Annotated in this window: 11 protein-coding genes; 5 read left to right on the forward strand and 6 right to left on the reverse strand. The window is 39.9% G+C overall.

Features of this window, described 5'->3' with window-relative positions:
- Positions 1-626: 626 nt before the first annotated feature.
- Positions 627-806, forward strand: a complete 180-nt coding sequence (locus V7K50_RS06205) for a replication restart DNA helicase PriA (protein ID WP_334804792.1) — start codon at positions 627-629, stop codon at positions 804-806.
- Between the two features lie 59 nt (positions 807-865).
- Here V7K50_RS06205 and V7K50_RS06210 read toward each other — a convergent pair whose 3' ends face one another.
- From V7K50_RS06210 to V7K50_RS06235, 6 genes are all read right to left on the reverse strand, one after another.
- Entirely contained in the window at positions 866-1,354 is a 489-nt protein-coding gene (locus tag V7K50_RS06210) for a hypothetical protein (protein WP_334958193.1), read from the reverse strand.
- 100 nt (positions 1,355-1,454) lie between these two features.
- Positions 1,455-2,549 carry a 23S rRNA (adenine(2503)-C(2))-methyltransferase RlmN gene (gene rlmN, locus V7K50_RS06215; protein ID WP_334958195.1) on the reverse strand — a complete coding sequence of 365 codons (1,095 nt, stop codon included), beginning with the start codon at positions 2,547-2,549 and terminating at the stop codon, positions 1,455-1,457.
- Between the two features lie 548 nt (positions 2,550-3,097).
- On the reverse strand, positions 3,098-4,624 hold the full coding sequence (locus tag V7K50_RS06220) for a serine/threonine protein kinase (RefSeq protein ID WP_334958197.1): 1,527 nt from the start codon (positions 4,622-4,624) through the stop codon (positions 3,098-3,100).
- Positions 4,625-4,723: 99 nt separating this feature from the next.
- Positions 4,724-6,346, reverse strand: coding sequence for a serine/threonine protein kinase (locus V7K50_RS06225; protein WP_334958199.1), 1,623 nt, complete (start codon positions 6,344-6,346; stop codon positions 4,724-4,726).
- 288 nt (positions 6,347-6,634) lie between these two features.
- Positions 6,635-7,819 carry an esterase-like activity of phytase family protein gene (locus tag V7K50_RS06230; protein ID WP_334958201.1) on the reverse strand — a complete coding sequence of 395 codons (1,185 nt, stop codon included), beginning with the start codon at positions 7,817-7,819 and terminating at the stop codon, positions 6,635-6,637.
- Between the two features lie 127 nt (positions 7,820-7,946).
- On the reverse strand, positions 7,947-9,407 hold the full coding sequence (locus V7K50_RS06235; RefSeq protein WP_334958203.1) for a TM0106 family RecB-like putative nuclease: 1,461 nt from the start codon (positions 9,405-9,407) through the stop codon (positions 7,947-7,949).
- 119 nt (positions 9,408-9,526) lie between these two features.
- On the opposite strand from V7K50_RS06235, the gene V7K50_RS06240 reads away from it, so the two are divergent.
- From V7K50_RS06240 to V7K50_RS06255, 4 genes are all read left to right on the forward strand, one after another.
- Positions 9,527-10,723: an aminotransferase class V-fold PLP-dependent enzyme gene (locus V7K50_RS06240; protein ID WP_334958204.1), complete on the forward strand. Its 1,197-nt coding sequence runs from the start codon at positions 9,527-9,529 to the stop codon at positions 10,721-10,723.
- A gap of 215 nt (positions 10,724-10,938) precedes the next feature.
- Positions 10,939-12,021 carry a glycosyl transferase gene (locus tag V7K50_RS06245; RefSeq protein ID WP_334958206.1) on the forward strand — a complete coding sequence of 361 codons (1,083 nt, stop codon included), beginning with the start codon at positions 10,939-10,941 and terminating at the stop codon, positions 12,019-12,021.
- Between the two features lie 27 nt (positions 12,022-12,048).
- On the forward strand, positions 12,049-12,546 hold the full coding sequence (locus tag V7K50_RS06250) for a hypothetical protein (protein WP_334958208.1): 498 nt from the start codon (positions 12,049-12,051) through the stop codon (positions 12,544-12,546).
- Positions 12,543-12,767 (forward strand): hypothetical protein, encoded by a 225-nt coding sequence (locus V7K50_RS06255; RefSeq protein WP_334958209.1) that lies wholly within the window; start codon positions 12,543-12,545, stop codon positions 12,765-12,767. Before V7K50_RS06250 ends, V7K50_RS06255 begins: the two co-directional genes overlap by 4 nt.
- Positions 12,768-12,780 lie beyond the last annotated feature (13 nt).

Consider the following 12,780-nt stretch of genomic DNA (forward strand, 5'->3'; position numbering starts at 1 on the left):
AGCAATTTTTCCTCATCCTTCTTCTCTCTCCGTGTCCTCTGCGCCTCTGCGGTACCCTGCGGGAAGCCGTACCACTTCGTGGAAGCAAGCTACGCGTAGCGTCTCGTAGAGAAGCGTCTACGTTAAAAAAATGACTTTGACTCATACTCATAGTACTAGCCTTAACCCAAGCGTATTGCTCTTAAAGTTCGGTGATTTTAATTAAATTATCTCAACATAATTTAATCTCATAAATATTATCACCAAATGTTAACCAAATCTTAAGATGGGGATTTTGTTACTAAATATACAGTATTTTATGGGTTTTAACTTTTGAATACAAGAACGGCTTTTTTGTATTAGTCTGAAATGACTATAAACAAGGCTCTCTCAAGGCATTAATTATAGGGATCAGTAAATCTCTAAGCAGCATTTGATTAAAAAATAATTTATGTATCTAAAGTAGGAGGGTAAAATCACTTAACTTCTAGAATAATAAATAGAGATAAAGTTTTCAAACTTGAAATTTTGTTTAAAATAATCAGCCAATATCACGGCAGTTTGTTAAGTTGGGTCGAACCAGAATTTTTACTGGTTTAAAGCGCAGTTTTACTAAGTAGAAAATAATTACAACCAGAGGTTTTAAAATGCAGACAGTACAAAAGGTTCACTGCCCAAATTGTGGTAGCCACGCGGAGCGCTATTATATTTCTGATAGTCAATTAACTCGGACACAATGCCCAAGTTGTGACTATTTAATGATTAGTTGCACTCGCACGGGAAAAGTCATTGAGGCTTATGCCCCAGGAATTCTTGCACACCGCTAGATAATAAAAATTAAAAATTGGAGAATGTTTTCTCTAATTTTTAATAATAAAGTTATTTATCAAAACCTTTGAACACTTGACAGGTTGTTATTCTGTTGTCTTAGTTGTTGCTGTTGTCTCTGTTGTTCTAATCTCAATTCTTGCTGTTGCCTAATTTGTTGATCTTGTCTGAGTTGTTGCTGTTGTAGTATCTGTTGTTGCTGTCGTGTAAACTCTTGCTGTTGTAGTCTCGTTTCTTCTTGTTGTATTCTCAGTTGTTGCTGACGTATCAGTTCTTGCCGTTGCCGTGTAAATACTTGCTGTTGGATTCTCTGTTGTTGTTGTAGTTGTGGTTTTTTAAGGTTTAGCCGTAGCCATGTTTCCTGCAATTGCTCTTGTGTTTGCTGATTTCGCTCCTCTTGTTGTTGTCTAACTCTTTCTTGAAAGAACTCAGGTTGCTGAGGATTCGTCTGAATTATTTGTCCATAAGCAGGAGAATTCATCGGCAAAGCTTTTGCAAGAACAATTACCAATAGCCATAGTTTAAGCATCAATGAGCGATTCAACATACAGTTATTTGTTATGGGTTGGGTTGAGCGATCGCTTAACCTTAATATAACAATTTCTCCCGCCGCCTTGTGGCAGTAATTGCTAACCTTCTAAGCTTGTTTAATTCTTACTTGCTCTCAGTTGTCCGCAAGCAGCATCGGCTTCTAAACCACGAGAATAACGCACACTAACAGCAGTATTTTGCTCCTTAAGGACGTTGACAAAAGCTTGAATGTGATCGCGGTTGGGGCGTTTGTAGTCTACTTCTTGGATGGGGTTGTAAGGAATCAAATTCACATGACTTTGAAATCCTCGCAGGCATTTTGAAAGTTGTAAGGCGTGTTCTGGTAAATCGTTAACACCAGCAAGGAGAACATATTCAAAGGTAACGCGGCGGCCAGTTATTTCTACATATTCCCGACATTCAGCCAGCAAATCTTCTAGAGGATAGTTGCGGGCGCTGGGGATGAGTTTTTCTCGTAGTGGTTGGTTGGGTGCGTGGAGACTTACAGCCAGAGTTACTTGCAAATTATTTTGGGCGAACTGACGGATGCGATCGCGAATGCCAACTGTTGAAACTGTAAGCGATCGCTGTCCTATACCGACATCTTGATTTAGAGATTTCAAGGCTGCGAGGACATTCTCAGTATTCAACAACGGTTCACCCAGTCCCATAAACACCACATTGCTAACCCGTTGCTGAAAATCTTCTTGCACAGTCAACACCTGATCAATAATTTCGTACCGTTCTAGGTTGCGTTTGTAGCCTCCCTTACCAGTAGCGCAGAAATCACACGCCATTGGGCAACCTACCTGAGTTGAGACGCAAACTGTCAGACGGGCTTTTGGGCCATCTCCCCCTTCTGCGAAGGTAGGGATGCCAACAGTTTCAATAATTTGCCCGTCTGTTAATCGCAAAAGATATTTGACTGTGCCATCGGGTGCCATTGAGCGGTAATGTAGAATTGAGCGCCCAATAGGGATTTCTGCTACTTCTTTCCGCCATTGCTTGGGGAAGACAGAAATATCAGATAGCGATCGCACACCCTTGTCATAGATCCATTCATGCAGTTGCTTTCCTCTGTAAGCAGGTTGTCCCTGCTGCTGTACCCAAGTAGTTAATTCCGCAACAGTGGCACCTAGTAGGGGTGGGATTAATTCTGATTTTTCTGGGTTGTGTGAGTCAACCTGAGATACAAGAGGCGTAGCAGACATAAAAAATCAAGAGTTGATGTAGGATCTCTATCCTACACCTGCCAGATTAACTTAGTCTTGACCGAAGAAGATGGTTAACGTGTCGCGGAAGTTCCCAGCTTCAATGTACTCATAAGGTGGGGATTGTGAGCGGGGGATGAGGATTGCATCCAGTATTGTTTTTTTGCATTAGCAAAAACAAATACGCTTATGTATGACTAAGCGCAAAGTGCGGTCTTGGGGTCTCCCCAAGAGGAGCAACTTTGCAAGACAGCGCCAAAATTTTCTGATAGAATTATTGAGTCTTGACCCTCCGGGTTCAAAATCGCTCTACTTGGGGAGACCCCAAGACCGCGTTTTTCACCATCAATGCCATAAGCGAAAACCATTAGCTTTTAGGTATATGTTGCAAGAAGACCCTTCCGCTTCGCTCAGGGTAAAAGATTTGGGTCTTGGGAACCAGGACTCCTGCCCTTGGAGGCAATGTCAGACCAATAGAACTACGGAGTTTTCTTGGCTATTGCCGATGAATTGGGAAGCTCCGTCCGTCTTACGGCGGAGCAGTTCACTTAACTAGATCCTGATAATACAACCTGTGGCTCTGATTCTAGATGCTGCAATATCCGGGATTGCATTTGTTTATACTGCTGCTTTAATAGCTGTTTGCTCAACTGGGGTTCAGAAGCCGGTGGTAGACTATGACTGTGTTGCACCCAGGTTTTCAACATTTGCCGTTGAGTTGGCTCGATGCGACTGCTGAGAAGGTTGGTATAGGAATGTGGTGCTTCCAGAGTAAAGAAAATCAAAGGATAGTGTTCATTTTCAGCCAGGAAACTTACCAGCTTAAGATTTTGGGGATTTTGCATATCTAAGTAGCACGGTAGCCACTTAGGAGCAAATTGCCGATTGTAGAGTATAGTCACCCACAACAGCATTGGGTGAGGGGATGTCATGAAGATAAACTGGTTGTAACGGGTAGAAACCGCATAGTTTTTGATTTCTTGTTTAGGCAACATCAACCATAGTGCTGTCATCGATCCTTGTGCAGTATCTAGAAGCTGGGGAAAAACAATTTCTTGAATTGGTTTATTTTGAGGCCACAAAAGTTGCCGACAGCTTTGTTCTACTGTGATTGTTAATCCCGAATCTAAGGGGTGGCTAAAAATGGAACTAGGAGATGAAGTTGTAGGTAAACTAGGAGAATTTGATTGTTCTAAACTGTTTAATACTTGCAAAATTTGAGCAATATTTTGTGGGCGATCGCTGGCTTTTTTAGCAATACAAGCCATGATTAAACTATTTAGTTTTGGAGGTAATTTTAGAGTGGGTTTCACATCTGCGATCGCTTTGGGTTCTTCAAAATGATGTGCTTTATACCATGCACCAAAGTAATTAGTTTCTGGTTCCCAAGGTTTTTTGCCTGTGAGCATCTCAAACATCATCACACCCAGGCTATAAATATCAGAGCGACTATCTAATTTTTCTCCATCTAGTTGTTCTGGAGAACAGTAGGGTAAAGTGCCATTAAATCCCCTATATGTACTAGCTGTTGATGCATAATCTAAAAATCTAGCAATACCAAAATCGAGAATTTTAACTAATTGACCTAATATCGGATCAGGAATAACTAATATATTGGCAGGTTTGATATCTCTATGAACTAATGGAGAAATTTTGCCATCAATGTTAATACCTTGATGAGCGCACTGTAAGCCCAAACAAATTTGGCGAGAGAGAGTCAAAAACATGGGGAGGGGCAACGGAATTAAATCCTTTAAACTCTTCCCGCATAGATATTCCATGACGTAGTAGGGTTTTCCTTTTTCATTCACGCCATAATCATACGCCCGCACTATATGTACACTCTTTTGACTCAAAGCTGCACTCATTAAAGCTTCACGAACAAAGTCTTGTTGCATCTTGGCATCGACAACAGTTTGAGTCAAAAATTTGACAGCAACCGGTATACCTCCTAACAAAATATCATTTGCTAAAAAAACTTCACCCATGCCACCGCTACCAATCAATTCCTTGAGTTGATAACGATTGGCAAGCAAGCCTGTACTACTTGGAGATGAAAATAAGCTCTGATTCATTTTGTTCACCTCTGCTGCTGAGTCCATTTAAAGTTAGCAATACATACATAAAAATATCATTAGGTAATGGTGGCAAGCTTTGATTATCATTGCAGACTTTCAAGAACGTGATAAAAGTTTAAAAAAAATCTCCATGAATTTATCCATCCAATTTGTTAAACCTTCTTTCTCCGCTTTTTGATGTGCGGATAACTTTTTTAAGATATCTAATTTCAGCTTTTCGTAATCTGTTTTTAGAATACTTTTGGCTTGATTAGGCAAAATTAATTCATTTGACTGTTGACTCATATTTAACCAATCTACAAGTTGCTGACGTTGGTTAGCCGTGAGGTTTAAAGTTGTTACATGAGAGCAACGGGTTGGCTCTTCTAGCGGAAAAAATAGTAGATGATAGTAGCCTACTTCTGCTAAACTACGTGCTATATTCTGCCCTTTATTATCTTTTAAATCCAGAAAATAAGGTAGCCACTTAGTCATATAAGGTTGGGCATCGTATAGTACTGTTACCCACAAGAGCATTGGGTATACATCCATTTTACTAATAAATTCAGTGCCATGTATTTTATCCAAAAATTTTGTAATCTCTTGTTTGGGCAACATTGCCCAAAAAGTTGGTATGGGTCTTTGGAGAGTCTGTAGTAAATGGGGAAATCCAATTGGGGCAATTGGTTTATTTTTAGGCCAATTTTTCTGTAAACACTCTTTTTCTGATAATAAAGTTGCGGGTACTAATTGAACTGGGAGCGAGAGTTTAATAATGTCACTGCTATTGCTAGGAATAACATCATTAAGCTGAATATTAACCTTTTCTAAATCTTGTAATATTTGGTTGATATTTTGAGGGCGATCGCTTACTTCTTTGGCTAAACAACTCATCAGTATTTTTTCTAATATCTGCGGTATTTTGACTTGCGGATTCACTTCCTCAATTGTAGGTGGCATTTGAAAGCGATGGGCTTGATACCAAGTACCAAAGGAGTTACTTTTTGTTTGAAATGGATGTTTTCCTGTCAGCATTTCAAACATTAGTACTCCTAAACTATAAATATCAGAGCGGACATCTAGCAGTTTGCGCCCTTCCATGTGTTCTGGAGAACAGTAAGGTAAACTACCAATAAAAGAATCTGTCAGCGTCATTCCACTTCGCTCTGTGAGAAATTTGGCAATCCCAAAATCGAGTATTTTGACAATTTCTCCTTGTTTACTATCTTCACTAATAAATATATTTTCTGGTTTAATATCTCTGTGAACAATCGGATAAATCTCTCCTTTGAGGCTGATACCTTGGTGGGCACATTGTAAGCCTAAGCAAATTTGATTACAAATCTCCAAAAACTTCGGTATTGTTAATGGCTGAATTTTGAGAATTTGTTTGAGATTTTTTCCTTGGAGGTATTCCATCACAAAAAAGGGAATTTTATCCTCAGTCACTCCATAACTTAAAATACGGACAATATGTTTACTTTTTCGACCCAATTGAGCGCCAATAAAAATCTCTCTGGCAAAGCGCTGGGACATTTGTTGATTCGCCAAACTAAGTGATAAGATTTTGACTGCGATCGGTATACCACCTTTAGCAGTGTCTTCTGCTAAATAAACTCTACCCATCCCCCCTTTGCCAATCAAATCTCTGATTAAATAGCGGTTGTTTAAAAATTGTCCAATGTAATTGTCTAATTCTGCTTTTTGCCCTACCATATTCTCAATTTTATTTTCTGGCATAAAAATCATTCATGAAAAATATTGTTGGCAAAATACTTTAATAAGTTTAGCTAATTATTAAATTTAAATCTAAAAAGTATCAGAACTTGGAGAAGACTGATCACCTACTGTAATTATGCTTAATCTCTCTACAGAAGCTCCTAAATATTGTGTAACATATTTATTAAAGATCACGGTTGAGAAATTACACGGAAACTACAATTAGGCTAGATAAAGTTACCTAGTAAATTACGTGAATACACAGGAATAAGTAGAAACAAGTAAATAGCAGTAAAGGCGCGATCGCAATTAATGGTTAAGATTTGGGAGTAAGCGACGTAATAATCTAATTAGCGGAGTTTCAATTTTAATCTTAAAAGCTAGTATCTGGTTGCGTTGCAGGGAGTTGAAATTGTTATCACTGACGAGAATTAATGATTGCTGTCCATCGGGTAGTTTAGGGCCAAGAGTTAAGCCTTCGATGTTGTCTAGCAGTACGTTTAGGGTTCTCAAATCTAACAACAGTTTTTTCTGAACTGGTTTAATATTTTTGGAGTCAACCGCTAAAAGGCTGTCTACCTGATGAATATCATCGGCTCCTTCTAAAGAAACCTGAAATAGAGAAATAGCAAATCCTAAACCAGTAAAAGACCGTTCTAAACTTAGGAAGTGTCCTTGATTATCGAGAGCAAGCAAATCAGGTAATCCACTAGCGAATTTGCCAGTCACATTCAAAAATGGTCTAACTGGTTCAGTTTGGTAAAGAAATTCCTTTTCTGGCTGGTTATTGAGCAAGTTGTATTGCAAAATCCGGCAAGGACTACCGACGTTAGGTTTAGCTGCGACACCATCTTGAATTAGAGCATTTTCTGTGGCTGTGAATAGATGCTTTTGATCGGGTGTGATGGTGAGGCTTTCAAAAGCTAAATTGTTGCGGATACCTTTTTGACCATTTTTATCTGGCAAAAATTTGTTTGGGATGGGAAGTGTTTTAATTTCTCTGCCAGAAGATAGTGAAAACTCTTTAATAAAGGGATTAATTAATTTGGCTACATCGCCTTCAGAAGAAATAAATACAGTTGCTTTATTAGTTAATGCAATACCTTCTGTATCAGTTTCACCAGGGCGAAATGTTTGCTTATTTTCATTTAATAATGTGGTGACACTGACAGGAACAACTTTACCCTTTTGTAGAGAACCTTTGCTCAAGTCGATTGTTAGGGTGTAGAAACGGGCGGCAGCTTTTTGTCCCCGGTCATCGGAAATAGCATAATAAAGGTTGTTTTTGCCATCATAAGTAATTCCAGATAAACCTCCTACTTCAGTTTTTTGAAAGATTAAACCTTTCGGTAAGGTGGCTTCGCCAATAAATTCTATGCTACTGACTTCAACAGCATTTGAGTAGAAATTTGTAAATAGGAGGGTAATAATTAGAATCGGGATTAAAAAGTAAAAAATTCGTGGAAATACAAAGATTTTTTTAATTAACTGCATGGAAAGCTATTGCTAAATTTTGAAAATCATAAACAAGATAGCACTGAAACAGTACTGAGAGGATGTTTGAAAAGTATCAAATGGCTAGTGGAGAGTGTGACTTGACTGGAGTCGATCTCAGAACTCATTAAGCTAGTCGCAAACCATATTCATCTTGAAAAAAATTGACAAGCCAATCTTTGACTTTATGGGTGGCGCGACAGTCATCTTCGTTGTAGCTTTGGATAATTTCTAGTAAGGTGCGATCGCCTGTTTCTAGCCACTGATCATACCAGTAAATACATTTGGCACCACTAGCTTCTTTTTCCCGCCACTCAAATCCTATCCAACGAGCGATCGCTTTCAGGGCATAACTTTCTACGGGCAATGCTACACTTTGGGTTAATTGTTCATACACATCCACAAATCGATTCAGTACAGGACGCACTAAGGAGTTCGGGGTGTGATAAAGCTTTGCTAGCCGTTTGACTGTATCAAACTCGTATACACAAAAATGATAAATTGGCGCTTCGGGATATTGCCAAACCAAATCCAAAAATTGCTGCCAAACTAATTCTTCGTCTTCTGGTTTGTCTGCTAAAAACGAATAAAACTGTTCTGTGTTGGCAAGTCTATCAACAACCAAAACCCCTAAGAGATAATCTAAATCTAAGTCTGGCTGGGCTTCAATATCAAAATAAATTTCTATGGGTGCTGTGAATGTAATATCTTTTATTGGTAGCGGATATGGTAAGATCAAAGGCCGTTTTTCTAGTGCAGATTGAGCTTGCACTACCAGTTTGGGCGCTATCTCGCTGTCAAAACCAAGGAGGTTTTCTAAGGTGCTGGGACTGGTGTTAGCGAGAGATTCCAGTGTGGTGATGGCTAAGGCTTGAAGTTGAGTGTAGCGAATGGGTGTTACGCCTGGTAACAGTGAGAGATGTTTTTCAGATTGAGCGATCGCATAACATTCACTATACCAATGGCAAAGATTACACTTTTGTCGAGCAATAAACACCTCTGGCGGATTCGGTAACTCTATAACTTGAATAAACTCCTCTAGAATCTGCTGCATCCGTGGCATCCATTTAAACAGATCCACCGCATAACTTGTATTTTTGGTTCGCAATATGAGCGAAGCTGTTTCAGGTGGAACTCCCTGCACTATTGCCAACACTTGAGCATGAAATGCAGCGACAACCTGATATTCTTGCTTAGGGCGCTTACCCAGTTCAATATTAGCCGGGACGTAGATCCAATCTCCAAAATCAGATTGTCCTGGTTGTTTCACGAGTAAATCTGGACGACTTAGTAGGGTGTCTGCTTCAGAATAAGTTGCTAACAGCACTCCCTTATATATGTACTCAACCCCACGCTGCATCAATTCTAAAGTTGCCTTCTCTGCCTTTTCCCAGTTTCCATAAGAATAATCTGGTTGATGATAAGTCACCTGTGCCAAAGCACTCAGCTGATGAGCGATTTTATCCTGTTGCAGTTTCCGTAGCAACTCATTGGGAGCATCGCGCTGACTTTTGTCACCGTGGATATCTAGAAAAGTCCGGCGTTTACAGCGTTGGTATTGCAGTAGGAGTTCAGCATTAATTAGCATCCTTTTAAGTTAACAAGAATTCGTACACTCTGGGAGTAACTCAGACAATTAATAATGGAGTGAGGGGGATGAGAAACTAATGCTAATCCCAAATCTAAAATCCAAAATCTAAAATTGTTATGACCAGTACTTCTGTCGCACAAACCAGGTTGCATAGCCATCGAGAGCAATTTCCCGCTTTAGCTAATAAGGCTTATTTCAATTATGGGGGACAAGGACCGATGCCCCAAAGGGCAATGGATGCTATAACCCAAACTCAAGCTTATATTCAGCAAATAGGCCCCTTTGGTAGTGAGGCGTATCGCTGGATAGCACCTCAAACTCGAGCCACAAGAGAAGCGATCGCTTCGGAATTCCATGCACCAGCTGAAACAATTACCCTAACAGATAATGTCACTGTTGGCTGTAATATCGCTATGTGGGGCATTGAGTGGCGTGCTGGGGACCATCTGCTACTCTCAGACTGCGAACATCCAGGCGTGATTGCCACAGCACAAGAAATCGCGCGAAGATTCGCTATAGAAGTTACCACCTGTCCCCTAAAAGCGACTTTAAATGAGGGCGATCCGGTAGAAGTTATTGCCCAGGATTTACGCCCCAATACCCGCCTAGTGATATTGAGTCATGTTTTCTGGAATACTGGTCAAGTTTTACCTCTTGATAAAATTGTCGAAGTATGCAGAAATAATCATTCTTTACTATTGATAGATGCTGCCCAATCTGCTGGTTTGTTGCCTTTAAACTTGACTGAGTTGGGAGTAGATTTTTATGCTTTCACTGGTCACAAATGGTTATGTGGGCCTGCGGGTGCTGGTGGCTTGTATGTCAGGCCGGAAGCACGAGAAAGCCTGAAACCCACCTTTATTGGCTTTAGTGGCATTGTTTTTGATAGTGAATCTCAGCAGTCTGTGGATTGGCTTCCAGATGGGCGACGATACGAAGTGTCTACATTAGCTTATCCGTTGTATGTTGGGTTACGGGAAGCGATCGCTATCCACCAGGAATGGGGAACGTCACAAGAACGTTACGAACAAATTTGCCATAACAGTGAGTACCTCTGGCGGCGCTTAGTGGCGTTACCCGATATTAAATGTTTGCGAACTTCCCCACCTGAAAGCGGTATAGTCTCTTTTCAACTAATAAATAATCCGCCTCAAGCTCATTTTAAGTTGGTGCAATTTTTAGACTCACAAAGAATATTAACTCGAACAATTGCCGATCCTAGCTGTACACGCGCCAGCGTCCATTACTTTACTTCAGAATCGGAAATCGACCTATTGGTTGAGGCGATTCAAAATTTTTGCAAAATTAATTAAAAGTCATCGGGCTTTTTGTTTGTATACAATACATTTTGACCTCTCTCCTAAAAGGAGAGAGGCTTTGAATCTTGCTCCCCAACGCTAGCAGGGAAGGGGCTGGGGGTTAGGTCTGTACTTCATGCAATTGAGAACCGCTATAGGAGTTATAAGTTATCAGTCTGAAGATTATAACTTTAACTCCAAACTCCAAACTCCAAACTCCTAACTCTAAAATGGAACGCCCAATCTTATACTTACCCATAACTAACCACGGATTTGGTCATGCTACCCGTACCGCATCTGTAGCTGCAACCATTCAAAAGTTATGTCCAGAAGTTCTGCTAATTCTAGCGACTACTGCCCCACGCTGGTTGCTAGAGTGCTATATACAAGGCGATTTTATCTATCGTCCCCGTCCATTTGATTTGGGTGTGGTGCAAACCGATAGTTTGACAATGGATAAAGTAGCGACTTTAGAAAAGTTGCTGGATATTAAAAAGCATCAAAATTCGCTGATTGCCTCAGAAGTGAATTTTATCCGCCAAAATCGCGTTAATCTCATCTTGGCAGATATCCCCTTCCTCGCTGCTGGGTTTGCTAAAGCTGCAAATATTCCCTGCTGGATGATGAGTAACTTCGGCTGGGACTTGATCTATCGGGATTGGGGAGGTGAATTTACCCCAATTGCAGATTGGATTAGTGATTGGTACTCAAAGTGCGATCGCCTGTTTCGTCTCCCTTTCCACGAACCAATGCCAGCTTTTAACAATATCACAGATGTTGGCTTAACAGGCGGTTCTCCCCGCCACTCTGCTGATGATTTACGCTCTCTTTGGGGAATAACTGCACCAGTCGAAAAAACTATTTTGTTGACTTTTGGTGGCTTGGGTTTACAGCAAATCCCTTATGAGAACCTACAGCGATTTCCAGATTGGCAATTTATCGTCTTTGATCAATCTGCGCCTGATTTACCTAATTTAGTGAAAATTGATGACCGTAAATACCGCCCTGTAGATTTTATGCCTATTTGTGCGCGAGTCGTCTCTAAACCTGGTTACAGTACTTTTTCTGAAGCCACAATATTAGGAGTACCAATTGTTACTATACCGCGTGAGGATTTTGCCGAAGCAACTTTTATTATAGAAGGTATAACTAATTACAACCAGCATCAAATTATCACTCCATCTGAGTTTTTTCAAGGGACTTGGGATTTTCTTTATGAGTTACCCCAAGCACCAAAGCAATCTCAACCAATTGCTAAGGATGGTAATGAAGCGATCGCTAAAGCTGTTATGAATTATTTACAGACGAAATAAAGTTATTCAACACAACGTCAATTAATAATGGAATCTCCAATAATAGATAAAGAAACTCTAGAACTAGCCGCCCAAGACGTGCGTCGAGTAATTGAAAGGCAAAAGGAAGAACGTCAAGTTTTAATCACTCAGATGAACATCTTATTTGTCACAAACACTGCATTATTAAGTTTTCTAACAATATCTAGACTGATTACAATATTTAGTCTTTTCAGTATAGTAGAAATATTGTTACTGCTTTTCAACTTTATGCTACTAATACGGGCTTTATTACCACGCAAATTTTTTGTCACTCCCAACCTACAAACTGACGATTTTCAGAATAAATATTTGAAGTTTTCACCTCAAGAATACCAGTCACAGATGTTAGTTAACTTGAGAGAGACTTATAATGAAAATCAGAAGCAAGTAGAGGATATTTCTCAATCCTTGAGGTATGCTACTTTTGTGACTGCTGGGATCGCCTTTATTGCCTTGTTACATCAAGTAACAGTTTATTTCATTCCTGAACTACAAAAACTATGAATACCAACCAAGACGATACAACATCCTCTAAAGAAAGTTTACAACTGCCAGAGCCAGATATGGCTAACATTACAGCTTTGTCTCACAATCTGCCTAACACACCTATCATCCCCGATTTTCTCAAAGATTCTGTAAATGCGGTGTTAAGCCTCTTTAAGAGAAGACATACTCAGTCAAGCAATCAACCAACGGCAGAACAACAACCAAATCAAGCAGATTGAACTGCTAATTATC

This window comes from Nostoc sp., assembly GCF_036917135.1.
GTDB lineage: Bacteria > Cyanobacteriota > Cyanobacteriia > Cyanobacteriales > Nostocaceae > Nostoc.

What these genes read in the sequence shown, in the direction of transcription:
- V7K50_RS06255 (WP_334958209.1), top strand. Translation starts at nt 12,543, where the DNA reads ATGAATACCAACCAAGACGATACAACATCCTCTAAAGAAAGTTTACAA.
- V7K50_RS06205 (WP_334804792.1), top strand. Translation starts at nt 627, where the DNA reads ATGCAGACAGTACAAAAGGTTCACTGCCCAAATTGTGGTAGCCACGCG.
- V7K50_RS06250 (WP_334958208.1), top strand. Translation starts at nt 12,049, where the DNA reads ATGGAATCTCCAATAATAGATAAAGAAACTCTAGAACTAGCCGCCCAA.
- V7K50_RS06245 (WP_334958206.1), top strand. Translation starts at nt 10,939, where the DNA reads ATGGAACGCCCAATCTTATACTTACCCATAACTAACCACGGATTTGGT.
- V7K50_RS06225 (WP_334958199.1), bottom strand. Translation starts at nt 6,346, where the DNA reads ATGCCAGAAAATAAAATTGAGAATATGGTAGGGCAAAAAGCAGAATTA.
- V7K50_RS06240 (WP_334958204.1), top strand. Translation starts at nt 9,527, where the DNA reads ATGACCAGTACTTCTGTCGCACAAACCAGGTTGCATAGCCATCGAGAG.
- V7K50_RS06230 (WP_334958201.1), bottom strand. Translation starts at nt 7,819, where the DNA reads ATGCAGTTAATTAAAAAAATCTTTGTATTTCCACGAATTTTTTACTTT.
- rlmN (WP_334958195.1), bottom strand. Translation starts at nt 2,549, where the DNA reads ATGTCTGCTACGCCTCTTGTATCTCAGGTTGACTCACACAACCCAGAA.
- V7K50_RS06235 (WP_334958203.1), bottom strand. Translation starts at nt 9,407, where the DNA reads ATGCTAATTAATGCTGAACTCCTACTGCAATACCAACGCTGTAAACGC.
- V7K50_RS06220 (WP_334958197.1), bottom strand. Translation starts at nt 4,624, where the DNA reads ATGAATCAGAGCTTATTTTCATCTCCAAGTAGTACAGGCTTGCTTGCC.
- V7K50_RS06210 (WP_334958193.1), bottom strand. Translation starts at nt 1,354, where the DNA reads ATGTTGAATCGCTCATTGATGCTTAAACTATGGCTATTGGTAATTGTT.